Below are 22,302 nucleotides of genomic sequence, written 5' to 3' on the forward strand. Positions count from 1 at the left end.
TCAGTGCTGAGCGAGTGGATCGAGGTCGGCCGCCGTCGCGTCGGTGGCGGTGGTGGACTCGCTCAGTGCCCGCCACCGTTCGTCGGTGGCGAGCAGGGCGCGGCCGGCGGCGGTCGCGTACCGGAACGCGTCGGCGCCGGCGAGCAACCGCAGTGGCGGCTCGGGCAGCGCCACGACGTCGAGTACCAGCCGGGCCACCTTCGCCGGATCGCTGGCCGCGGTGGCCTCGCCGGCGCCGTGCATGGCCGCCGCCCGGCCGACGGTCTCCGCGTACTCCGGGCGGATGTCGGCGACCCGCATCGACGAGCCGGCCCAGTCGGTCCGCATGCCGCCGGGTTCGAGCACGGTGACCGCGATGCCGAGCGGGGCGACCTCGGCCGCCAGTACCGACGAGAAGCCGCCGACCGCCCACTTCGCGGTCTGGTACGCGCCGAGGCCGGGGGTGGCGAGCCGGCCACCGACCGACGAGATCTGGATGATCCGGCCGGCGCGTTGCTCGCGCATGACCGGCAACGCCGCCTGGGTGAGCCGGACCACGCCGAACAGGTTGGTCTCGACCTGCGCGCGGAAGTCGGCCGCCGCGACGTCCTCGATCGATGCGACGTTGGCGTAACCGGCGTTGTTGACCAGCACGTCGAGCCGGCCGAACCGGTCGACGGCGGTACGCACCGCGGCGCGTGCGGCGTCGTCGTCGGTGACGTCCAGCGGCACGGCGACGAGCCGGTCCGGGTACGCGGCGGCGAGGTCGTCGAGCGTCGACGTGCTGCGGGCACCGGCGACGACGCGGTGGCCGTCGGCCAGCGCGGTACGGACGATCTCGCGGCCCAGGCCGCGCGACGCGCCGCTGACCAGGAAAACCAGGGACGACATGGAGCCCACTTCCCCTCGTGGAGGTTCTAACTAACCGGTTGATTAGCTCTGGCTCCAGTGAAGCGCCCGGGAGGCGAGTCGTCAACTAAATGGTCAGTTGATAAGCTGCCGGTGTGACCAGAGACGCAGCGGCGACCCGGCAGCGCCTGCTCGCCGCGGCGCGCGACGAGTTCGCCGCCCGGGGCATCGCCGGCAGCCGGGTGGACCGGATCGCCGACGCGGCCCGCAGCAACAAGGCGCAGATCTACCACTACTTCGGCAGCAAGGACGGGCTGTTCGACGCGGTCTTCGACGACATGTGCCGGCAGACCGTCGACGCCGTCCCGATCGACGCCACGGACCTGCCCGAGTACGCCGGCCGGTTGTTCGACTCGTACCGGCAGCGCCCCTGGGTGCAGCGCATCGCGAGCTGGTACCGGCTGGAACGGGCCGGCACCGGCGACCTGGCGCAGGGCGTGCTGGCCAGCAACCGGGCCAAGATCGAGGCGGTGGCCGCGGCGCAGGCCGCCGGTGCCGTGCCGGCCCGGTTCGCGCCGGACGTGCTGCTCGGCCTCGTCCTGCACCTGTCGGGTTTCTGGGACGCGAACGTGCCCGAGTTCGACGCGGTCGTCGAGGTCGACACCGTCAAGGCACGGCGCAAGGTCGTCGTCGACGCGGTCGCCGCCCTCCTCGGGCGCTCGGCTGCCGGCCAGGACGACGCCGGCCCGCACCTGCCGGCGCGACAACCCGCATCCACGAAAGGCGAGCGATGAGCTCGGACCACCGCGCCATCGAGGCGCTGATCTTCCGGTACGCGCAGCTGGTCGACGACGGTGACCTCGACGGCCTCGGCGAGCTGCTGGCCGAGGCGGTCTTCACCGGCAGCGGCGCGCCGCTGCGAGGGCGGGACGAGATCGCCGGGATGTTCCGCCGCACGGTGATCATCCATCCGGACGGGACCCCACGTACCCAGCACGTCGTCAGCAACCTCGTCGTCGAGGTCGCCGATGACCGGGCGAGTGCGGCGGCTCGCTCCTACGTCACGGTCTTCCAGGCGCTGCCCGACGTGCCGCTGCGGCCGATCGCCGCCGGCCGGTACGCCGACCGGTTCGTGCGGCGGGACGACGGCTGGCGGTTCGCCGCCCGGACGGTGGACATCCGGTTGGTCGGTGACGTCGGTCGTCACCTGCGGGTGGACCGCGCCTGACCGTGCCCCCCGTACGCGAGCGGCCCGTGGCCCCGGCGCGCGAGCGGCCCGCCAGGGGGTCGGCGGGCCGCTGCGGGGGGAGCGCGGTGGGTCAGGCGTTGCTGGTGAAGGCCGGCAGGTAGCCGCTGGACTGGCCGGTCGCGGTCGGGTGGTACGACTCGGTGATGTCGGAGAAGTTCAGCGCGTGCAGCCACTTGTCGCCGCTGCACAGCTGGTGACCGACGAAGATGTCGCGGACGTCGGCGAAGACGAAGCCGTGCCGCTGCGCCGCCGCCTGGATGGTGGCGTCGAGCAGGTTGATGCCCTCGTCGATCTTGGCGTGCGACTTGGCGCTGAGCCCGACGCAGAACGTACCGAGCTGGTAGAAGACCGGGTAGCTGAGCACCACGACGCGGGCGTTGGGCGCGTGCTGGTGGATGCCGTTGTACGTGGTGTCGAGCTTGCCGGGCAGGGTGCTCTGCACGGCGTCCTCGGCGCTCTGCACCGCGGCCACGCACGCGTCGGTGCCCTGCAGTGCGCAGGTGGTCATGATGTTGGAGAAGCCGATGTCGTTGCCGCCGATGGTGAGGCTGACCAGGGAGGTGCTGCTGTTCAGCGCGGACAGCTGGGACGAGTTGACGTCGCTGGTGGTCGCGCCGGAGCAGGCGACGGAGCTGTACGAGCTGGGCGAGTGCGCCGCGGCCCACAGCGCCGAGTAGGCCTTGGTGCTGCGGTCACACGAGCCGCTGGAGTCGATGTACGACCCGGCGCCGACACCGGACGAGTACGAGTCGCCGAGCGCGACGTAGTTGACGGCGGCGGCCTGCGCCGGAGCGGCGAACGCCAGGGTGGCGCCGGCCGCCGAGAGCAGGCCGGCCAGTGCCGCGACAAGGCGGGATCTGCGCATGTTTACCTCCGGGTAGGGGATCCGGGATCGTGTCTCGTATCACAGCATTACCGGCAAGTAATCCGAAAGACCCCGAGGCAAGAATTTTCTAAGTAATTGCCTTGATGACGCTAATTTCCACCGGCGCCACCCCGCGGCGGCGCGGTCGACCAGCGCCGTCACGGCAGGTGGCAAGCGCTTGCCCAGCGCGGCGCCAGGATCGCCGAGCGGCGGCGTCAGGTGGTGCGGCGGGCCAGGTAGAGCACGTTGGTGGCGACGGCGGGCAGCCGGTGCGCCAGCCGGTCGTCGAGCAGCCCGGCGACGGCGCGCAGCCCGGGCCGGCGGTACCAGCCGCGCGAGGTCAGTGCACAGCCGCGCCGCCCGACCAGCCGGAACCCGTGCCGGGCCAGCAGGTCGGTGACCGCGCCGTCGGTCAGCTCGGCGAACCACGCCTCGCCGCGCCGGCGGCGGGCGCCCAGGTGCCGCAGCGACGGCGACCGGCCGTGGTTCTCCAGTACCAGCAGGCCCGACTCGGCGGTCGGCAGCGCGGCCGCGGCGAACGCGAGCGCGCGGTCGCGTACCGCCGGGGCGGCGTTGAGCAGCAGCCGGAACATCGTCACCAGCGCCGGGCCCTCGGTACGGACCGGCTCCGGCGTCGGACCCTCGATCGGCACCCGGTGCAGTTCGGCGGTGCTGCCGGCCTCCCGGGCGGCGCGCAGCATCGCCGGTGACACGTCGTACCCGTGCGCGGACGAGACCAGGTCGTCGAGCATCAGCAACGCCCGGCCGGTACCGCAGGCGAAGTCGTGCTGCACCGGCGGCGTGGCGAACTCGCGGGTGACCAGCTCGCGCAGGAACGCGCGCTGCCGGGCGCTGATCGCCGCGGCGTAGCCGCCTTTCGCGTACACCACGTCGCGGTACCGGTCGACCACGGTGTCGTCGAGGAACAGGTTCGGGTAGTCAGTGCGCACGGGACAACCTTCCCAACAGTGCGGTGGGGGACAGGCGGAGCTGGTGCCGGCAGGCGAGGCAACCGGCGGCGTAGGCCGGGACGGCCACGGCGAGCGCGACGGCCAGGCCGGCCGGGCCGGCGCCGAACAGCAGCCGGGCCGCGATCGCCGGCACGCCGACGCAACCGGCCGCGAGCAGGGCGGCCCGGATCGTCCCGGGGCCGAACGGGTGCAGCCGCAGAACGGCGGCGATCTGGCCCAGCGGCACCAGGTTCTTCGCCAGCAGCGCGAGCGCCCAGCCGAGCGCCGCGCCGAGAATGCCGAGCCGGGGAATCGCCACCAGGTCGACGGCCAGGTTCACGCCGAACGCGAGTGCCACGTTGGCGAGGTTCCAGGTGGTACGGCCGCCCATGGTGAGCACCATGTCGACCATGCCGCAGGCGGCGGCGACGAGCATCGCGGCGCACAGCAGCGCCACCACGACCGCGGCGGAGCCCTGCCGGTACCCGGCGCCGAACGCCTGCAGGTAGGCCGGTGCGAACACCGCGACGAGCAGGTACAGCGGCCAGGTCAGCGCGACCACCCAGCCGGTCGAGGTCTGGTACAGGCTGCGCACGGCCGCGGTGTCGCCGCGGGCCAGCAGCTCGGCCAGCCGGGGTTGCACCGCGGCGCCGATCGCCTGGTTTGCCAGCTGGCCGACCACGATGAACCTGGTCGCCACCGTGTACACGGCAGCGGCCCGGAAGCCGAGCAGCGCGGCGACCAGCAGTACGTCCAGCCGCTGCAGCCCGACCTGCGCGATCGAGGACAGCGCCCGCGGCGCGGTGAACCGCCACACCGCCCGGGTCAGGTCCGCCGGCAACCGGTGGTCGGCGACCTGCTCGTCGACCGGCCGGGACCGGGCCCTGCGGTCCACAGTGGACAGAAACCAGCCGGCGACCAGCATGCTCACCGCGTACGGGGCGGCCCAGGCGGCGACGTCCGCGGTGAGGCTGCCGGCGAGCAGCACCACCAGCAGGCCGGCCAGTTGCAGGCTCGGCCGCAGTACCTTCTCGGTCAGCGCGGTCGGCCGCATCGTCCGGTACCCGCGGGTCGCCGACAGCAGCGCGTCGGACAGCGCGGCGAGCGGCAGGAACAGCGCCAGCAGCCGCAGCTGGCGGGCGAACTGCGGTGCGTGCGCGACGTCCGCGCCGAAGCAGCCGGTCGTCGCGAGCCGCGGCGCGGCCAGCATCAGCAGCGCGGCCATCGCCACCGAGGCGACCAGTACCGGCAGCAGCATCGAGCGCAGGCACCGGTGCAGCAGGTCGAACCGGCGCAGCGCGCGCAGCCGGGCCAGCCAGTACACCAGGCCGGTGTCGGTGCCGAGCTTCGCGATCATCTGCGCCAGCAGGAACGCCGAGGTCGCCGCGAAGAACACGCCGGCCTGGGTGTGCCCGAGCCCGCGCGCGATCAGCATCGTGACGGCGAGCCCGGCGGCACCGGAGAACCCCGCGGCGACCAGGTTCAGCGCGCCGGACCGGGCGGTACTCGCGAGCACCGTGCCGTGTTCCGGGGTGGCCCGGGTGAGCGCCACCTCAGTGCTCCAGATAGGACGGTCGGTAGCCGAGCCAGTCGGCCAACCGCTCGTCGTAGGGCGCGAAGTGCGCCGCCAGCCGGCGCCGCACCCGGTCCGGCATCGGTCCCCGGGACCGCGCGTTGTGCCGCTCGAACGGCGGGTGGCCGAGATCCGGCAGGTCCAGGAAGGACAGTACCGAGTCGTAGACCGGCGCCGGGTCGGTGAAGAACAGTTCCGAGTCGACCACGTGGATGCGGTCGCGGCCGAACACCTTCTCCAGCCGTACCAGGTGATCGACGTACTGGCCGCGCTCGGTGTAGGCGTGGTGCTGGTGGGCGTGACTGTGGTAGGTCGGGTCGTCGCGCAGCCGGGCCGCCTCCCCGGCCAGCCGGCCGGGTTCGCGGGCCAGCGCCAGCGCGAAGTCGCGTTCGGTCTCGAAACCGCGCGCCACCTCGTGCGCGTGCTGCGAGTACGCCCGCTCGACCGGGTCGCGGATCAGCACGATCAGTTTCACGTCCGGCAGCGCGGCGGCGATCCGCTCCGCGGCGAGCGGATGGTACATGTAGTAGGGGCTGGACTCGAACGTCTGCACCCGGGCACCGATCCGGCGCTCCCGCCGGCCCGCGGTGCGGCACAACGGGAAGTGCCCGCGATACCAGTCCGGTCCGTGCTCGTAGCCGACGTCGAAGTAGTGCACACCCTTGTGCCACACGGCTTTCAGCACCGCCGGATGCGCGGACAGGGCCCGGTACAGCGACGTGGTGCCGCACCGCTGGCCGCCCGCGATCAGGAACGAGGGCAGCATCCGGTGCGCCGCGGTGAGCCGTCCGAAGCCCACCGATCCGGTGTGCGCCAACCGTTTCACTCCGGTCGGCAGCGTCGTACCCAGCATCTCACCGACACCCTTCCACGTCCGGCACCGCGGCCACGGCGGCGACCAGTTCCGGCAGCAACCAGGTACCCAGCACGCCGAGGCGCGCGCCGGCCTCCGCCTGCCGGTCGGCGAGGTAGCGGGCGGCCAGATCGATCAGGTAGAGCAGCGTGGTGGTGCGAGCCGAACCGCCCGGCACCCCGAACCCGTACAGCAGCGGGCCGCACATGGTGAGCAGGTCGGCCACCGCGTCGCGCGGATCCCGGCCGTCCCGGACGATCGCGGCCTGCAGCCGGTAGTGCAGCGGATCGAACCCGACCGGTACCTCGGTGCCGAACCGTTCCCAGTCCCAGACCAGCAGCCCCTCGCTGGTGCTGGTCATGTTCCACGGCGTCCAGTCGCCGTGCCAGCAACCGAAGTCGATGCGTTGCGCGCCGGTCCGGCCGACCAGATCGCGCGCGGCCGCGGCGAGGGTACGGCCGTCCTCGACGTCGGTGAGACCGCCGAGCCGGGCCCGCAGCCGGGCCCAGTACTCGGATTCGGCCAGCGGTTGCCGCCGGACCCCGGCCACCCCGCACACCTCGCGCATCGCCGCGGCCAGCGTCTCGTGCCGCAGCGGTACCCGCGAGGCGTCGATCGGCAGCGCCGACGCGGCGACCAGCTCGTTGCCGTGCCACTGCCCGGTACCGAGCACCGCCGGGATCCGCAGGTGCCGCAGCCCCGCCTGGGCGAGCGTGAGCATCGCCCGTGCCTCGGTCCGGACCAGGCCGCGGGTCAGGTCGTTCACCCCGATCTTCACGAACGCGATGGACCGGCCGGCGTCGTCCAGCAGTTGCAGCACCGGTTTCCGGTTGGCCCGCGCCGGTCCGATGTGGACGGACGGGGTCAGTCGGACGCCGAGCAGCCCGGCCAGGTACGACTCGATGTGGTCGGCGTCGGCGGGCGCCGACACCCGGATCCGGTCGCGCAGCAGTACCGCGCTCGCGCCGGTCCGCAGCGCCGCCGTCACCGCGGAGCGCTTCATCCTCGACGCCAGCGACTGCGGCTCGGAGTACCGCCGGACCGCGCCGACGGTGACCCGGGTACTGCCCAGCGGGGCGAGCAGCCGGGCCCGGCGCAGGTCCGGCAGCACCACGAAGCTGCGCGTCGGCTGCGGTACGGATCCGGTGCGGGGCAGCGCGATCCGGCACGGCTGCGGGTACAGCAGCGGTAACACCTCGGTCAGGTAGGCGGTCCGTCTCGCCGCCGTGTCGGCGGTCAGTTCGGCCGGCGCGTTCATGCGGGCTCCTCGACTGGGTTCGGGAGAGGCCCGGACGATACGAGGTCCGTCGGGCTCCGACGGTCCTCTCCGCCGGGACCTCTGAAGCGACGGCCCGGCAGGGATCGGGCCGCGTCGTTGCGCCACAGCAGCGCGTACGACAGGAAGGTGAAGGCGAGGGGCGTGACGAGAGCGTTGTAGTAGAACATCGAGGCGAGCGACACGACGATCGCGCCGCTGCCGGCCAGCCCGATCGGGCTGGCGTCGCGGCGGTGCCGCCACAGGATCGCGGCGAAGAACCCGAGGTAGAGCAGGGTGCCCAGCCCGCCGTGCAGGTAGAGCACCTGCCACAGCTGGCCGTTGCCGCCGATGGTGTGGCCGCCGCAGCGCTGGCAGTCCGGGGTGCCGCCGACCGCGATCGACTGGTCGCTGCCCTGCGTGTTGCGGGTGGTACCGAGCCCGATCAGCGGGGAGGCGACGACCCCGTCGATCGCCTTCTCGGTGACGAACATCCGCACGTTGTTGCTCTTGCCGTTCTCCAGCCGGCCGTGCACCACGTCGCCCAGCGGCGTGGCCAGCAGCAGTACGCCGAGGACCGCGGCACCGGCGATCCCGGCGCCGAGCGCGAGCAACCGGCCGCGCAGCGCGAGCCGTACGGTCAGGTAGCCGGCGAGCAGCGCCAGGTCGATCCACAGCCCGCGGTTGAGCGAGGTCACCACCGGCACCACGGCGAGTACCAGGAGCACGAACGCCGCGATCCGCCGCCCGGTCAGGAAGGTGGGCCGGGGTGCGTCCTTGTCGCCGGTGCGCCGAAGCGCCCGGGGCGCGCCCGCGAGCCGGGCGTGCCGGCCGCGCAGCGCGAACGCGGCGACCACGAACCAGCCGATCAGCAGCGCCAGGTTGTTGCCCCAGGTGTTGGTGTAGCCCCAGGGTGCGGCCGGCCGCGGCGCCTGGTAGCCGAGCACGTCCATCAGCTGCGCGGCGGACGGGTGTACCAGCGAGGCGACGAAGTTGTTGTGCCGCACGTGCTGCGGCAGCAGCAGCTCGACCGGCGAGGTGAACTGCAGGTGCCCGGCGAACGTGCCGAGCAGCCCGCCGGCCACGGTCACCACGAACAGCCATCCGAGCAGCGCCACCAGCCGCCGCTGCGGCAGCTCGCGGTGGGTGCGGCTCAGCGCGTACAGCAGCAGCACGGTCAGCGAGCCGTACTCGACGAGCCGGAACGCGACGCCGGGCAGTCGACCGATCGGATCGCCGGGGATCGTACCGGGCGGGTCGATGCCCAGAGCCGCGATCCCGACCACGGTGGTGGCGAGGAATCCGAACCACAGCAACAGTTCCGGCGGCAGCCGGCGGGGCGGCCGGCGGACCAGCGCGACCGCCATCGGCACCGCGAGCAGCGGGAAGATCAGGACGCCGAGGCCGAGCGCCCACCAGATCGGGTAGCCGCCGAGCAGCCAGGTCAGCGGCCATGCCGCGGTGAGCCGGGGCCGCAGCCGGCGCAGCCGGCCGTACCGTCGCGCCGGCTCGTCCGTCCGGAGTGGACGGTGTGCGGTCGGCGTGCCTGCCGTCGACACGGGTGTTACGCCCGGGCCGAGCTGCCGACCGGCGCGGCCTCGGCACCGTCCTCGGCCACCTCGTCCGGCGCCCGGTGGGTACCGCTGGAGTCCGACCGCTCGACGTCGGATCCGGCCGCACCGGTGCCGGTGCTGTCGTCGGCGGCGGTGTCACCGGGCGCGGTGAGCACCGCGCCCAGCAGCGTGGTACCGACCCGGTGCAGATGCTCGGCCGCGTCGCGTACCACCGCGTACCGGGCGGTGCGTCGGGGCACCGCGAGGATCGCGGCGTCGGCCAGCGCGGCGAGCGCCTGCGTCTCCGGCCCGTCGGCGGCGTCCGGCGTGGCCAGCAGCACCGTGGTCCGCTGCTCCCGCAGCCGGTCGAGCACCGCACCGACCGCGGGGATCGGCAGTGCCCCGGTCGTGCCGTCCGCCGGCAGTACGGCGAGGCCCGGCCGGCCGTCCACCGGGTGCAGCGCGGTCGGCAGCCCGACGGTGCCGGCGAGCACGTCGGTCAGGCCGGGCCGGTCGGGTACCGCCGGGAGCCCGCCGCCGGCCGCGGCGACCAGCACCGTGTCCTGGCCGGCCCGGGCGAACGCCGCGGCGAGCCGGGAGGCCACCGCCGCCCCGGTGCCGCCGGCGCCGACGACCGCCAGTACCGCGGGGCCGCCGTCGCCGGCGCTCAGCTCGTTGCGCAGCCGGCCGAAGCTGCGGTCCGCGGCCGGGCCGGTGGGCAGGTCGGCGAGCACCGGCACCCCGGTACGGCGGGTCAGGTTGGCGGCGCTGCGCACCCGGCGGCCGAACCGGGCCGCGGCGAGCGCGGCGGCGGCGCCGGCGAGCAGCCCGACCAGCAGCCCGGCGGCGAGGTTGACCGGTACCGACGGGCTGGTCGGCCGGGTGGGTGTGGCGGCGTCGGTGATGATCCGGCCGGCGGAGGCGGCCGTGGTGGTGGCGTCGTTGATCCGGTTGCCGAGGGTGCCGAGCTGGCCGGTGAGGTTGCGCCGCTGGGCGTCCAGCAGCGCGTGCGCGGAGGAGTTGGGTTCGGCGTTGGCGAGCTTGCCGGTGGTGCTGCGCAGCTCGGCGTTGACCCGGTTGGCCTGCTCGCGCAGCGCCCGTACGGTCGCGTTCGTGGCTGCCTGCGCGCTGTCGGAGCGGTTGGCCAGGTACGCGGTGGCGAACGCGTGCGAGCCGACGCGGGCGGCGGCCGGGTCGGTGGCCGAGTAGGCGATCTGCAGCACCGTGCTGTTCGGCGGTACCGACACGTCGACGGCCTCGGCGAGTTGCGCCGGCGGCGTCGTGACGTGCAGCAGGGTGCGGGCCCGCTCGGCCACCGCGGTGGACTTGACCAGCTGCGCCTCGGTGTCGAGGTTGATCGACTCCTTGGTCCGGCCGCCGGTGGCGTTGACGTCCTGCGCGCCGGTGGGCAGCACCAGCACCGCGGTGGTCGCCCGGTACCGGTGCGGCAGCAGGGTGGTGACCACGCCGGCGGCGATCAGGCCGAGCAGCGCGGCGCAGGCGAGGACGAACCAGCCGCGGCGGAGCGCCGTGAGGTGGTCGGCGAGATCGCCGGGCGCGGGGGTGGTGACGTCCATCGAGCGGTGCCTTTCGCCGGGAGCACTTCGTCTCGCCGTGACGCCTCTCGCGGTGAGTGGCCGAGTGATGACGATGAGGACGCCACGGATAGCCTCACACCATAAGTGATCGGTCGGATACTAATCGTGGCGGCCCGGCTCGGTCTCGATTCGACTCGCAGGGCATCACTCAAAAGTAAGACAAAAGGTAAATGTCCGGCCGGCGCCCCTGCGGCGCTGCTACCAGTGGAAACATCCACCGCCGGTGGGAGGGAGGCCGAAGGATGCGACGCCGGAAAGCCACCGTACTGATCGTGGTGGCGGTCGGCGCGGTCCTCACGATCGGCCTCGGCGGTTATGGACTGCTCAGCCCGGAGGCAGGCAACGCGGTCCGTCCCGTCCCGATCGCGAGCGAGCCGACGCCCACCGACACCGGCCCGTCGGACTGCACGGTCGGCGAGAAGCTGGTACCGACCTGCAACGTGCTGTGGGGCGCCGCCACCGGCGGCCACACCGGCCGCTCGCTCACCGCCTCGCTGCACGAGTTCGAGCAGGAGACGCGGCGCACCCAGGCCGTCTTCCACACGTACCACCGGGGGATCGGGACGCTGTTCCCGACCGCGGAGGAGATCGCCACCGCGGACGAGTCGGGCCACCCGCGGATCCCGTTCATCAACTGGAAGCCGGCCGTCGCGAGCTGGGCGGACATCGCCGCCGGCGACCCGAAGGTGGACGACTTCATCGACCGCCTCGCCGCCTACCTCCACAAGCGATTCCCGGGGCCGTTCTTCCTCACCATCCACCACGAGCCGGAGAACGACGTCGACGAGACGAAGGGGTCCGGCTACACCGCGGCCGACTACGCGGCGATGTACCGGCACGTGGTGCAGCGGCTGCGCGACGACGGCGCCACCAACGTGGTCACCGTGATGACCTACATGGGCTACGCGAAGTGGCCGGCGCAACCGTGGTTCGACCAGCTGTACCCGGGCGACGACGTGGTCGACTGGATCGCGCTGGACGTCTACGCCTACAGCACGCCCGGCTACGGGTACGGCGACTTCGGCGAGATGGTCAACCGGGGCGGCGACGGCTCGTCCCCGCCACCGGCCAGCCCGTCGCCGTCCCCGACGTCCGGTGCCCCGTCCGCGTCGCCGTCCCCGCCCTCGTCCGGCTCGCCGAGCCCGTCGCCGTCCCCGTCCAGCCCGACCCCGGCCTCCCCGACACCGGCCTCCCCGACGCCGGGCTCGCCGTCGCCGGGCTCGCCGTCGCCGTCGGGCGCGGCGCCCTCCCCGTCCGGCACCGCCTCGTCCGGGCCGCCGTCCGCGAGCCCGTTGCTGGCCGGTGCCCAGCGGCGGAGCGGCTGGACCGGGTTCTACAACTGGGCGGCCGCCCGGTTCCCGGACAAGCCGCTGATGATCGGCGAGTGGGGCGTGTGGAGCGGCAGCGACGCCAAGCACAAGGCATGGTTCTACGACAACGTCGGTACCGAGATCGCCCGGTTCCCGCGGATCAAGGCGTTGATCTACTTCGAGACGCCGGACGACAACGGGCACGACTCGCGGGTGGACCACCCGGCGGACGCGCTGCCCGCGTACCGCAAGCTCGGTGCGTTGCCGATCTTCCAGGTCACCGTGCCGGCAGCGAGCCCGCCGGCGTTGCCCACCGTGCCGCCGAACCTGCCGAGCGAGGGTCCGGTACGGCCGCTGAAGCCGCCACGCTGACCGGCCGCAGCGAACAAACTGTTCCGACCGAATTAGTGGGTTTATTGGGCACGACCATCGGCCCCGGTCGCCGGCGCGGTGCGCGGGGCAAACCGCGCGGCCAGCACCGGCCGCAGCAGCAGCCAACCCGGCACGCACACGAGCAGGCCGCCGGCCACCGCCACCAGCAGCGCCAGGTTGCCCACCCCGAGCATCTTCAACCCGCTCGCGAGCAGCACCAGCCCCAGCGCCCGGCGGACCACCGCGCCCGGCGCGCGCGACGACAGCTTGGCGCCGACGTACACCCCGGGCAGCGCGCCGACCAGCAGAAACGCCGTCAGTGACAGCCGGAAGTCGCCGAACGCGAGGTGCGCCAGGGTGGCCGCCGCGACCAGCGGCACCGCCTGCACCAGGTCGGTACCGACCAGATCCCGCGCGGACAGCATCGGGTACAGCACGAGCAGCGCCACGATGATCAGCGAGCCGGAGCCGACCGAGGTCATCCCGACGATCAGCCCGCCGACCGCACCCACCAGCACCGTCGGCAGCGGTCGGACCCGTACCGGCCGGGGTGGCTCGGCGGGCGCCCCGCGGCCCCGGTCACGGACCCCGACGAACGCCTTCGCGGCCAGCCCGGCCACCGCCAGCAGCAGCGCGGCACCCAGCGCCAGCTGCACCACCTGCTGCATCCGCTCGCCGTCGCCGAACGACCTGGCCACCAGCACGCCGCCGAACGCGCACGGCACGCTGCCGGCGCACAGCCACCCCACCAACCGCTTGTCCACGGTGCCGCGGCGCAGGTGCACCAGCCCGCCGACCGGCTTCATCACCAGGCTCGCCATCAGGTCGCTGGACACCGCGGCGAGCGGCGGCACCCCGAAGAACAGCACCAGCAGCGGCGTCATCAGCGCGCCGCCGCCCATCCCGGTCAGCCCGACGACGACACCGACGCCGAGGCCGGCGATGATCAGCAGCAGGTCGGTGCTCACAGGGTGTCCAGCCAGCCGCCGGAGACGAGGAAGTCGAGGACCTCCTCGACCGCTTCCTCGACGCTCAGCTTGCTGGTGTCGAGGGTCAGGTCCGCGTCCGTCGGCTCCTCGTACGGGTCGGTCACGCCGGTGAACGACGGGACCATGCCGGCCCGGGCCTTCGCGTACAGCCCCTTGCGGTCGCGTTCCTCGCAGACCGCGAGCGGCGTCGCCACGTGCACCAGCACGAAGTCGGCGCCGACCGCGTGCACCATCTCGCGCACCTCGGCCCGGGTTCGCGCGTACGGGGCGATCGGAGCGCACAGCGCGATCCCGCCGTGCCGGGCCACCTCGGCGGCGACGAAGCCGATCCGGCGGATGTTGCGGTCCCGGTCCTCGGCCGAGAACCCCAGCCCGGCGGACAGCATCCGCCGCACCACGTCACCGTCCAGCGTGGTCGCGCGCCGCTCGCCGGACTCGGCCAGCGCATCCCCGACGCCGCGGGCCACGGTCGACTTGCCGGCCCCGGACAGCCCGGTGAACAGCAGCACCAGGCCGCGCTGGTGGCGCGGCGGCCGGGCCTTGCGCAGCTCCCGGGCCACCGCCGGCGGGGTGTGCCACTCCGGCAGCGGCGAACCGCGGTCGAGCAGGTCGTTGATGTCGTCGACGGACATCGCGGTACGGCGCTGCCGCGGCGGCACGTCGTCCATCGGGCGCCACTGGCCGTCCCGGTTGTCGTACGCGAAGTCGCGCGGCACCACGACCCGGATCGCACCGCCGACCGCGACACCGGTGGACAGCAGGTGGGTGGCGCCGTAGTTGGCCGCGACCCGGGCGCGCAGCAGGCCGTCGCGCACCTCGTCGCCGCGCGAGGCGAGCGGTACCGCGACGATCGTGGCCGGCGGGATCCGGTCGCTCGCGGCCAGGATCGAGCGCACCAGCACCTCCGGCGCGAGGCCCTCCGGGCCCGGACCGGCCACCGGGACGAAGATCAGCACGTGCGCGCCGATGGTGCGCGCGGCGTTGCCGATCTGCGCCAGCTGTGGGCGGTGCAGCGGCCGGGTGGCGATCACCCCGAGCACCCGGCCGTCCGGCAGCCCGGCCCGCACCTCGTCGGGGGTGCGGCGCAGCCGGCGGAACGCGCCGTGCTCCGGGGCGCCGACCCGGCGCACCGGCCCACCGACCCGGAACCAGCCGTCCCGGATCTCGGTGAGCTCCATCGCCTCCACGGCGGCGACCGGCGCACCCTCCGGGTCGGTCAGGATCAGCAGCCGGCGCACCGGCTGGCCCGGATCGAGCCGCTCGGCCACCTCCACCGGCACCACCAGGGTGACCGGCACCGGCCACGGGGTGCCGTCGGCGAGGGCGCCGCGGCGGGCCACGCTCGTCGCGTCGTCGCCGGCCAGGAACCCGGTGAGCGGCGCGTACGCCCCGGAGAGCAGGAGTTCGAGGTCGGCCAGCTCGGCGGGCCGCGGGGTGTAGGACGGCGCGTCGCGCAGCACCCCGTCGGGCAGGACCCAGTCGGTCATCGCACCCCCAATCGGCAGGTCTGCACAGTCTCGCAGCCCATCCTGAGTAGCACCGACCGCCCCCGCCCGCTCACCGCTGCGGGTACCCCGCCGTGGCATCGATCGAGGCACTGTGGCGTTGATCGAGGCACTGTGGCGTGATCGAGGCATGTGGCGTTGATCGAGGGATTGGCGCACGTCGTCCCGGGGCGACGGGACGCCATCCCTCGATCACGTCGGTGCCGGTGGGTCAGCCGGTGTTGCGCAGGCCGGCGGCGATGCCGTTGACCGTACTCAGCAGGGCCCGCTGGAGCGCCTCGTCGCCGGCGTCCGCCCCGCCCGCCGCCGCGTACTTGGCCAGCAGCGAGACCTGCAGGTGGTGCAGCGGCTCCAGGTACGTGTCGCGCACCGCCAGCGTGCGCTGCAGTACCGGCTGGGCGTCGAGCAGGTGCGCCTCGCCGGTGATGGCGAGCACCTCGCGCACCGTCGCGGTGTACTCCGCCTCGATCTGGTCGAAGAAGTGCTTCAGCTCGTCGGGTACCAGGGCGTCGACGTAGCGGCGGGCGATGGACAGGTCGGTCTTCGCGAGCATCATCTCCACGTTCGAGACGAAGGTACGGAAGAACTGCCATCGCTGGTACATCGCACGCAACGTGTCGGTCAGCCCGGCCGCGTTGGCGGCGGCCAGGCCGCTGCCCACCCCGTACCAGCCGGGGACGATCTGGCGGGTCTGGGTCCAGCCGAAGACCCACGGGATCGCGCGCAGCCCGTCCAGCCCGGCGTCGGTGTTCGGGCGCTTCGACGGCCGGGAGCCGATGTTGAGCGAGCCGAGCAGCGCGGTCGGTGTGCAGGCCCAGAAGTAGTCGGGCAGCCGCGGGTGCTCCACCAGCTTCCGGTAGGCGCTCTCGCCGGCGCCGGCCACGGTGTCCATCACCGAGTCCCAGACGGCGAGCTCGGCGGCGGGCTGCCGCGGTTCGGTGTGCAGCAGCGTCGCCTGCAGCACGGCGGAGACGGTCAGCTCCAGGTTCTCCCGGGCCAGCGCCGGCAGCGTGTACTTGTCGGAGATGACCTCGCCCTGCTCGGTGACCTTGATCGAGCCGTCCAGGGTGCCGTACGGCTGGGCCAGGATCGCCTCGTGCGTCGGACCGCCGCCGCGCCCGACCGTACCGCCGCGGCCGTGGAACAGCCGCAGCGTGACGCCGTGCTTCGCGGCCGCGTCCCGCATCGCGCGCTGGGCCTGGTGGATCGACCACTGGCTGGACGCGATCCCGGCCTCCTTGTTGGAGTCGGAGTAGCCGAGCATGATCTCCTGCACGTCGCCGCGGGCGGCCACGATCTTGCGGTACTCCGGGATGCTGAGCCACGCGTCGAGCAGCTCGCCGGCCGGCTTGAGCTCGTGCACCGTCTCCAGCAGCGGCACGAAGTCCAGCCTGGAGTGTCCACTGTGGACATCGACCAGGCCGTTCTCCCGGGCCAGCACCACCGCGGCGAGCAGGTCGTCCACGCCGTGCGTCATCGAGACGATGTAGCTCTCGATCACCTTCGGCCCGAACGTGTCCTGCACCTCGCGGATCGTCGCGAACACGTCGTAGGTGCGCCGCTCCGCGTCGCCCAGCGCCACGTCCGGAGTGGACAGTGGCCGTCGCCCGGCGAGCTCGGCGGCGAGCAGCTCGGTGCGGGCCGGCCGGTCCAGGCGCGCGTAGTCGACCTCGCCGACCGCCTGGTAGAGCTGCGCCAGCACCGCGTGGTGCTTCTCCGAATGCTCCCGGACGTCCATCGTCGCCAGCTGCAGGCCGAACGCCTGCGCCGCCCGGATCGCGTCCGCCACCCGGCCGTCGGCGATCAGCGCGCCGTCGTGCTCGGCCAGCGAGGTGCGGATCAGCTCCAGGTCCGCCACGTACTCCGCGGTACCCAGGTAGTCGCGGCCCGGCTCGTGCGGGCGCCGGGCGGCGAGCCGGGCCCGGGTGTTCGCCAGCTTCTGCTTGATGCACCGCGCCTTCAGCCGGTACGGCTCCTCCGCGTTGACCCGGCGGAACCGGGCCGGCAGCTCCGGCAGCGCGGCCAGGTCGGCGTCCAGGCTGGCCGCCAGCGGCTCCGACAGGTGCGCGTGCCGCGCGGACAGCGACAGGTCGCTGACCAGCCCGTCCATCGCGTGCTCGGCCGCCCGGATGCCGTACTCGTGCTGCAGCAGCAGCACGTTCGCGGTGACCTCGGGCGTCACGTACGGGTTGCCGTCCCGGTCGCCGCCGATCCAGGTACCGAAGGTGAACGGCTGCGCCGTCACCGGCACCTCGGCGCCCAGATCGGCCAGCGTGTCGTGTAGGTCGGCGAGCACCCGCGGCGCGGCGTTCGCGTACAGCTCGGTCAGGTAGTAGATCGCGTTGCGGGCCTCGTCGGTCGGCTCCGGCCGGGTCAGCCGCAGCTCGTCGGTCTGCCACAGCAGGTCGATCAGCTCCGCCAACCGCCGGTCGTACGCGGCCGTGTCCGCGCCGCCGCCGAGCGCCCGCTCGGCCGCCTCCGCGTCCAGCGTGTCGGCGATCGCGCGCTGCTTGACCAGGATCGACCGCCGGGCCGCCTCGGTCGGGTGCGCGGTGAACACCGGCCGGATCGCGAGCCGCCGGACCGCCGCGTCGACGTCCGCGGCCGGGGTGCCGGCCTTGCGGATCAGCTCGGCGGTCTCCCGCAGCCAGCCGCCGGTGATCGCGCGGGCCGCCCGCAGCTCGCGGGCCCGGTGCACCTGCTCGGTCACGTTCGCCAGGTGGAAGTAGGTGGAGAACGCGCGGCCCAGCTTGGTACCGGTCGCCACGTCCAGCGCGGCCAGCCGCTGCGCGGCGGTCGCCGAGTCGGTGCGCACCAGGGCGCGGACCTCCTCGACCTCGGCGAGCAGCTCGCCGCCCTCCTGCCGGACCAGTGCCTCGCCGAGCAGCGTGCCCAGCCGCCGGATGTCCGCCCGCAACGCCGCGTCCGGCGCGTCGGTGTTCGACTGATCGGTCATCGAAGCTCCCTCCCGATGTCCAGGGTGCCTCCGACGACGCTGTCGGGAGATCGTTTGTCGCAGCGATCCTAACGAGACCCGCCGACCCGTCCGCGACGGTGTGAGATCGTCCACTCACCGACCGGCCGTCCGGCAAGGCGGCACCTCGCCCGGTTCGGACCGGTTCGGTACGCCACGCGGACGGTGCCGGCGCGCCGTCAGTCCCGCGTCGGCCGCGGCAGCAGCACGCTCAGTAGCGCGATGCCCACCGCGAGCCCGGCGGCGGCGAGGAAGACCCGGTCGTACCCGGCGGCGAGGGCGGCCGGTGAACTCGGGTGCCGGTCGGCCGCCGAGACGGCGCTCGCGACCGTGGCGAGCACGGCCAGGCCGATCGAGGAACCCACCTGGTTCGCCGTGGTGGCCACGCCGCCGACCACCCCGGCGTCCCGCTCCGGTGCGTCCGCGGTGGTCACGGCCATCACGGTGGGAAACACCAGGCCGATCCCGACGGCGACGAGCAGGGTCGGCCCGAGCACGCCGGGGAGGTACCCGGTGCCGGCGTCGGCCCGGGCGAGCCAGCCGAAGCCGACCAGGAACAGCGCGGCGCCGGCCAGGATCGACCGCCGCGCGCCGAGCCGCGGCAACAACCCGGCCGCGGCCCGCGCGACCAGCAGGAACGCCACCGCGGCCGGGGTCTGGCCGAGCCCGGCCCACAACGCGCTGTAGCCGAGCACGTTCTGCAGCAACAGCGAGGTGAAGTACCACATCGCGATGGCGACACCGCCGAACAGCACCAGCATGCCGGTGCCGACCGCGACCCCGCGTACCGCGAACAGCCGCAGCGGTACCAGCGGCCGGGCGGCGACGCGCGCCTGCACCACGGTGAACGCGACGAGCAGCAGCACACCGGCGGCGACCGGCCCGACCACCCACCCCGACCGCCAGCCGTGGTCCGCGGCCCGCATCACGCCGTGGATCACCGCCGCGAGCCCCGCCGTACCGGTGATCGCGCCGGCCAGGTCGAGCGAGGGACGGCCGGGCGGGCGCACCGCGGGCAACGACGTCGCGGCGACGGCGATCAGCAGGACGCCGATCGGTACGTTGACGAGGAAGACCCACCGCCAGGACAGGCCGGTGGTGATCACCCCGCCGGCGAGCGCGCCGGCCATGCCGCCGATGCCGCCCGCCGCCGACCAGGCGCCGAACGCCCTGGCCCGGCTGCGCGACTCGGGGAAACCGGTGTTGATCACCGCGAGGGTGGCCGGAGCCATCAGCGCGGCCCCCACGCCCTGCGCGCCGCGCGCCACCACCAGTACGCCGGGGTTCGGCGCCAGGCCGCCGACGAGGCTGGCCGCGGAGAACAGCGCCAGCCCGGCGAGGAGGACCCGTCGCGGCCCGACGACGTCGGCGACCCGGCCACCGAGCAGCATCAGGCCGGCGAACGTGAGCAGGTACCCGTTCACCACCCAGGCCAGGCCGGTCGGGGTGAAGCGCAGCTCCGCCCCGACCGAGGGCAGCGCGACGTTCACGATCGCCGAGTCGAGGATCACCATGAACTGGCTGGCGCAGACCAGCGCGAGGACCAGCCGGCCGCGGTCGGTGTTCCGGCCGGCCCGGGCCGGTTCGGTTCGGATGCCTGTCATGCCTTCCCTCCCAGGTCCGGTACTCAGGCGGTCTCGAGGACCTGGTCGGCGGCGTGCCGCCCGGCCAGCAGCACGGCGGTGGTCCGGGCCAGCCGGCGACCCTGGTACCGGGCCGCGTCGAGCGTCGCGGTGTCCGGCGCGCCGTCGTTCCCGGCACTCGCCGCGAACGAGGTGCCGTACGGGTTCCCGCCGGCGGCGTACACGGCCGGATCGGTGTAGCCGGGCGGGACGATCAGCCCGCCCCAGTGGTAGAAGACGTTGGCCAGCGAGAGGATCGTCGCCTCGGTACCGCCGTGCGTGTTCCACGCGGAGGTGAACGCGGTCATCGGTTTGTCGGCGAGCCGCCCCTCCCGCCACAGCCCGGCGGTCTGGTCGATGAACTGCTTGAGCGGTGCGGCCGGGGTGCCGAACCGGGTCGGCGTGCCGAACGCCAGCGCGTCGGCCCACTCCAGGTCGGCCGGCGACGCCTGGGCGGTCGCCGCGGTGGCGTCGACGTGCCGCCGCCACCGCGGGTTCTGATCGATCTCGTGGTCCCCCGCCAGCTCGGCGACGGGCCGCAGCCGCACCTCGGCGCCGGTCGCGGCCGCGCCGTCGGCGACCGCCTCGGCGAGTGCGTGGACGGCGCCGGTGGCGCTGTAGTAGATGACAGCGATCTTGACGGTCATGCCCGGCCCCTCGGGTCGTGTAGAGTTAGTTATGCGGATAACATTATCCGCATAACTAACTGGCGCCAAGGGGTTTCCATGAACTTCGACCAGGCCGACGCGATCAACCAGGCCATCCGCCGGCTGAGCCTGTGGCACCGGGCCCGGGTCGGCGAGCTGCTGGCACCGCTGGGCCTGCACCCCGGCCAGGAGGCGCTGCTGCTCGAACTGGCGCGTTCCGGGCCGATGATCCAGGCGGCGCTCAGCACCGCGCTCGGCTGCGAACCACCCAGCGTGACCCAGATGAGCCGCAAGCTGGAGGCCTCCGGCCACGTTCTCCGCCGGCCCGCCCGGGGGGACAAGCGCGCCAGCGTGGTCGAGCTCACCGACAGCGGTACCGCCCTGGTCGAGCAGCTCCGGCGGCTCTGGCGCGGGCTCGCCGAGGAGACGGTGGCCGGCGTCGCGGAGCCCAGCGTGGCCGGGCTCCCCGAACTGCTCAACACCCTGGCCAGCAACGTCCGGCGCGCCGACCGACCCGGCGCGCAGTGACCCTTCGACACGACCCGTACCCGCCACCGCTCGGCACCGCGCGACTGGTCGGCGCCGCACGGGTCGCCGAACCGGGCGAGTGCTCGGCGCCGCGCGGGTGCTCGACATCGCGGGAGCGCTCGGGGCCGCCGATCCGTTCGGTACGGCGCGACCGAGCGGCGCCGCGCGGGTCGACGGTGGTGTCGCCGACCCGCGCGCTACCGGTGGTTCAGCGTTCGGTCTCGGCCAGCAGCGCGGTGATGTCGGCCCGGTGCTCCTCGGCGGCCGGCGGCAGCTCGTCCAGCAGCGCGGTCAGCGTGCTGCGGGCGTCGGCCCGCCGGCCCAGCCCGGTCAGCAGCCGGGCGTGCAGCGTGCGCACCGCGATCTCCACCGTGGTCGGCGCCGGATCGAGGTCGCCGCTCGCCCGCAGCCCGGCGAACAGCGTCACCGCCGAGCCGGTCCGCGCCAGCGCCTCGTCCAGCCGTTCCGCGTTGGCGAGGATCCGGCCGGCGTCGTAGCCGAGCACCGCCACCTCCCAGCAGGCCTGCGGCCGGTCGGTACCGGCGACCCGCGCCGCCGCGTCCGCCGCCGGCAGCGCGGCGAGCGCCCGCTCCGGCTGCTCGGCCCACTGCCAGGACAGCGCCGCGTTCCGTGCCGCCCGCAACTCGTCCACCGCCAGTCGCGCCACCCGTTCGGCCCGCTCCGCCGGGTCGGACCCGTCGCCGTCGTCCCCCGCGCCGCTCTCGTCGGCCGCGCCGGTGTGTGCTGCGTCGGCGCCGCTGGGTTCGGGCGTGTCACCGGACGCGGCGAGGCGGGCGGCGCGGAAGGCGGCGGCGCCGTCCGCCCAGCGCTGGGCCGCCTCGGCGTCCCGGTCGACGCCGTCCAGGATCTCGGCGATCCGCGCGTTCGCCTCGCCGACGCCGGCGGGGTTGTCGGCCGCGGCGCAGTGCCGCGCCACCTCGTCGAGCGCCTCGATGGCCGCCTCGGTGGCGTGCAGCTCCCGGTACGCGACGCCCAGCAGCAACAACGTGTCGATCCGGGCCGGCAGGTCGTCCGGGTCGGACAACCCGTCCAGCGCGTCCTCGCCGACGCTCGCCGCCTCGTCGTACCGGCCGGTCCGGCCCAGCGCGTCGGCCAGCGCGGCGCGCAGGTGCGCGACCGGCCGCGGTTGGCCGAGGCCGGACCACAGGCCGATGGCCTCGGTGAGCGGCTCGATCGCCTCGTCGGGCCGGTCGGCGTCGAGCGCGGCGTGCCCGTACAGCCGGAGCGCCTCGGCCCGGGTGTTCGCCTCGGCGCCGACCGCGGCGGCCCGGAATTCGCCGATCGCGGTGGCGAAGTCGCCGGACCGGGCGTGCAGCCGACCGGTGAGCAGCCGTACGTGCGCCACCATCTCGGCCGGGCGGCCGGCCAGCAGCCGCGTCGCCTCGGTGGCGTGGCTCAGCGCGGTCGCCGCGTCGCCGGTGTTGGCGTGCATGAACGCCAGCAGCGCGTGGGTGCGGCCGGTGTGCCGGTCGTCGGCCGGGCTCTCCAGTGCCTGCTGCGCGGCCGCGACGGCCGCCGGCAGCCGGCCGGCCGCGTCCAGCCCCATCGCCAGCCGCTCCTGTGCCGTGCGCGCCGCGACCACCGGATCGGCGCCGACCGGTACCTCGCCG

The 22,302-nt window shown here is 74.0% G+C and carries 18 protein-coding genes; 4 read left to right on the forward strand and 14 right to left on the reverse strand.

The window, feature by feature from the left end; all coding sequences use genetic code 11:
• Positions 1-870: an SDR family NAD(P)-dependent oxidoreductase gene (locus tag NUM_RS20980; protein WP_207126613.1), complete on the reverse strand. Its 870-nt coding sequence runs from the start codon at positions 868-870 to the stop codon at positions 1-3.
• A gap of 113 nt (positions 871-983) precedes the next feature.
• Between NUM_RS20980 and NUM_RS20985 the strand changes: the two genes are divergently transcribed.
• A complete protein-coding gene (locus NUM_RS20985; protein WP_207126614.1) occupies positions 984-1,622 on the forward strand; it encodes a TetR/AcrR family transcriptional regulator in 639 nt (212 codons plus the stop codon).
• Positions 1,619-2,056, forward strand: coding sequence for a nuclear transport factor 2 family protein (locus tag NUM_RS20990; RefSeq protein ID WP_207126615.1), 438 nt, complete (start codon positions 1,619-1,621; stop codon positions 2,054-2,056). The genes NUM_RS20985 and NUM_RS20990 overlap by 4 nt, the downstream gene beginning before the upstream one ends.
• A 91-nt stretch (positions 2,057-2,147) precedes the next feature.
• On the opposite strand, the gene NUM_RS20995 is transcribed toward NUM_RS20990, so the two are convergent.
• From NUM_RS20995 to NUM_RS21025, 7 genes are all read right to left on the reverse strand, one after another.
• Positions 2,148-2,942, reverse strand: a complete 795-nt coding sequence (locus NUM_RS20995) for an SGNH/GDSL hydrolase family protein (RefSeq protein WP_207126616.1) — start codon at positions 2,940-2,942, stop codon at positions 2,148-2,150.
• Positions 2,943-3,157: 215 nt separating this feature from the next.
• Complete coding sequence (locus NUM_RS21000; protein ID WP_207126617.1) at positions 3,158-3,892, reverse strand: methyltransferase domain-containing protein; 735 nt, start codon at positions 3,890-3,892, stop codon at positions 3,158-3,160.
• Positions 3,882-5,444, reverse strand: a complete 1,563-nt coding sequence (locus NUM_RS21005; RefSeq protein ID WP_207126618.1) for a lipopolysaccharide biosynthesis protein — start codon at positions 5,442-5,444, stop codon at positions 3,882-3,884. The genes NUM_RS21000 and NUM_RS21005 overlap by 11 nt, the downstream gene beginning before the upstream one ends.
• Position 5,445: 1 nt before the next feature.
• Complete coding sequence (locus NUM_RS21010) at positions 5,446-6,318, reverse strand: sulfotransferase domain-containing protein (RefSeq protein WP_207126619.1); 873 nt, start codon at positions 6,316-6,318, stop codon at positions 5,446-5,448.
• A 1-nt stretch (position 6,319) separates the two neighbouring features.
• Positions 6,320-7,576, reverse strand: coding sequence for a hypothetical protein (locus NUM_RS21015; RefSeq protein ID WP_207126620.1), 1,257 nt, complete (start codon positions 7,574-7,576; stop codon positions 6,320-6,322).
• Entirely contained in the window at positions 7,573-9,132 is a 1,560-nt protein-coding gene (locus NUM_RS21020) for a hypothetical protein (RefSeq protein ID WP_207126621.1), read from the reverse strand. The genes NUM_RS21015 and NUM_RS21020 overlap by 4 nt, the downstream gene beginning before the upstream one ends.
• Positions 9,133-9,137: 5 nt before the next feature.
• Positions 9,138-10,703 (reverse strand): Wzz/FepE/Etk N-terminal domain-containing protein, encoded by a 1,566-nt coding sequence (locus tag NUM_RS21025; RefSeq protein WP_207126622.1) that lies wholly within the window; start codon positions 10,701-10,703, stop codon positions 9,138-9,140.
• A 263-nt stretch (positions 10,704-10,966) separates the two neighbouring features.
• Here NUM_RS21025 and NUM_RS21030 point away from each other — a divergent pair, with 263 nt between their 5' ends.
• Positions 10,967-12,406, forward strand: a complete 1,440-nt coding sequence (locus NUM_RS21030; protein ID WP_207126623.1) for a glycoside hydrolase family 26 protein — start codon at positions 10,967-10,969, stop codon at positions 12,404-12,406.
• A 41-nt stretch (positions 12,407-12,447) separates the two neighbouring features.
• Here NUM_RS21030 and NUM_RS21035 read toward each other — a convergent pair whose 3' ends face one another.
• The 5 genes from NUM_RS21035 to wrbA form a co-directional block, all read right to left on the reverse strand.
• Positions 12,448-13,374, reverse strand: a complete 927-nt coding sequence (locus NUM_RS21035) for a sulfite exporter TauE/SafE family protein (protein ID WP_225918736.1) — start codon at positions 13,372-13,374, stop codon at positions 12,448-12,450.
• Positions 13,371-14,882 (reverse strand): adenylyl-sulfate kinase, encoded by a 1,512-nt coding sequence (cysC, locus tag NUM_RS21040; protein WP_207126624.1) that lies wholly within the window; start codon positions 14,880-14,882, stop codon positions 13,371-13,373. The genes NUM_RS21035 and cysC overlap by 4 nt, the downstream gene beginning before the upstream one ends.
• Positions 14,883-15,111: 229 nt before the next feature.
• A complete protein-coding gene (gene ppc / locus NUM_RS21045; RefSeq protein ID WP_207126625.1) occupies positions 15,112-17,856 on the reverse strand; it encodes a phosphoenolpyruvate carboxylase in 2,745 nt (914 codons plus the stop codon).
• Between the two features lie 197 nt (positions 17,857-18,053).
• Entirely contained in the window at positions 18,054-19,478 is a 1,425-nt protein-coding gene (locus NUM_RS21050) for an MFS transporter (protein ID WP_207126626.1), read from the reverse strand.
• A 23-nt stretch (positions 19,479-19,501) separates the two neighbouring features.
• Positions 19,502-20,143, reverse strand: coding sequence for an NAD(P)H:quinone oxidoreductase (gene wrbA / locus NUM_RS21055; protein ID WP_207126627.1), 642 nt, complete (start codon positions 20,141-20,143; stop codon positions 19,502-19,504).
• Positions 20,144-20,221: 78 nt separating this feature from the next.
• On the opposite strand from wrbA, the gene NUM_RS21060 reads away from it, so the two are divergent.
• Positions 20,222-20,671: a MarR family winged helix-turn-helix transcriptional regulator gene (locus NUM_RS21060; RefSeq protein ID WP_207126628.1), complete on the forward strand. Its 450-nt coding sequence runs from the start codon at positions 20,222-20,224 to the stop codon at positions 20,669-20,671.
• Between the two features lie 208 nt (positions 20,672-20,879).
• On the opposite strand, the gene NUM_RS21065 is transcribed toward NUM_RS21060, so the two are convergent.
• Positions 20,880-22,302: tetratricopeptide repeat protein (locus tag NUM_RS21065; protein WP_207126629.1), on the reverse strand; the 1,423-nt coding region annotated here is incomplete at its 5' end.

The organism is Actinocatenispora comari (assembly GCF_017312725.1).
Lineage (GTDB): Bacteria > Actinomycetota > Actinomycetes > Mycobacteriales > Micromonosporaceae > Actinocatenispora > Actinocatenispora comari.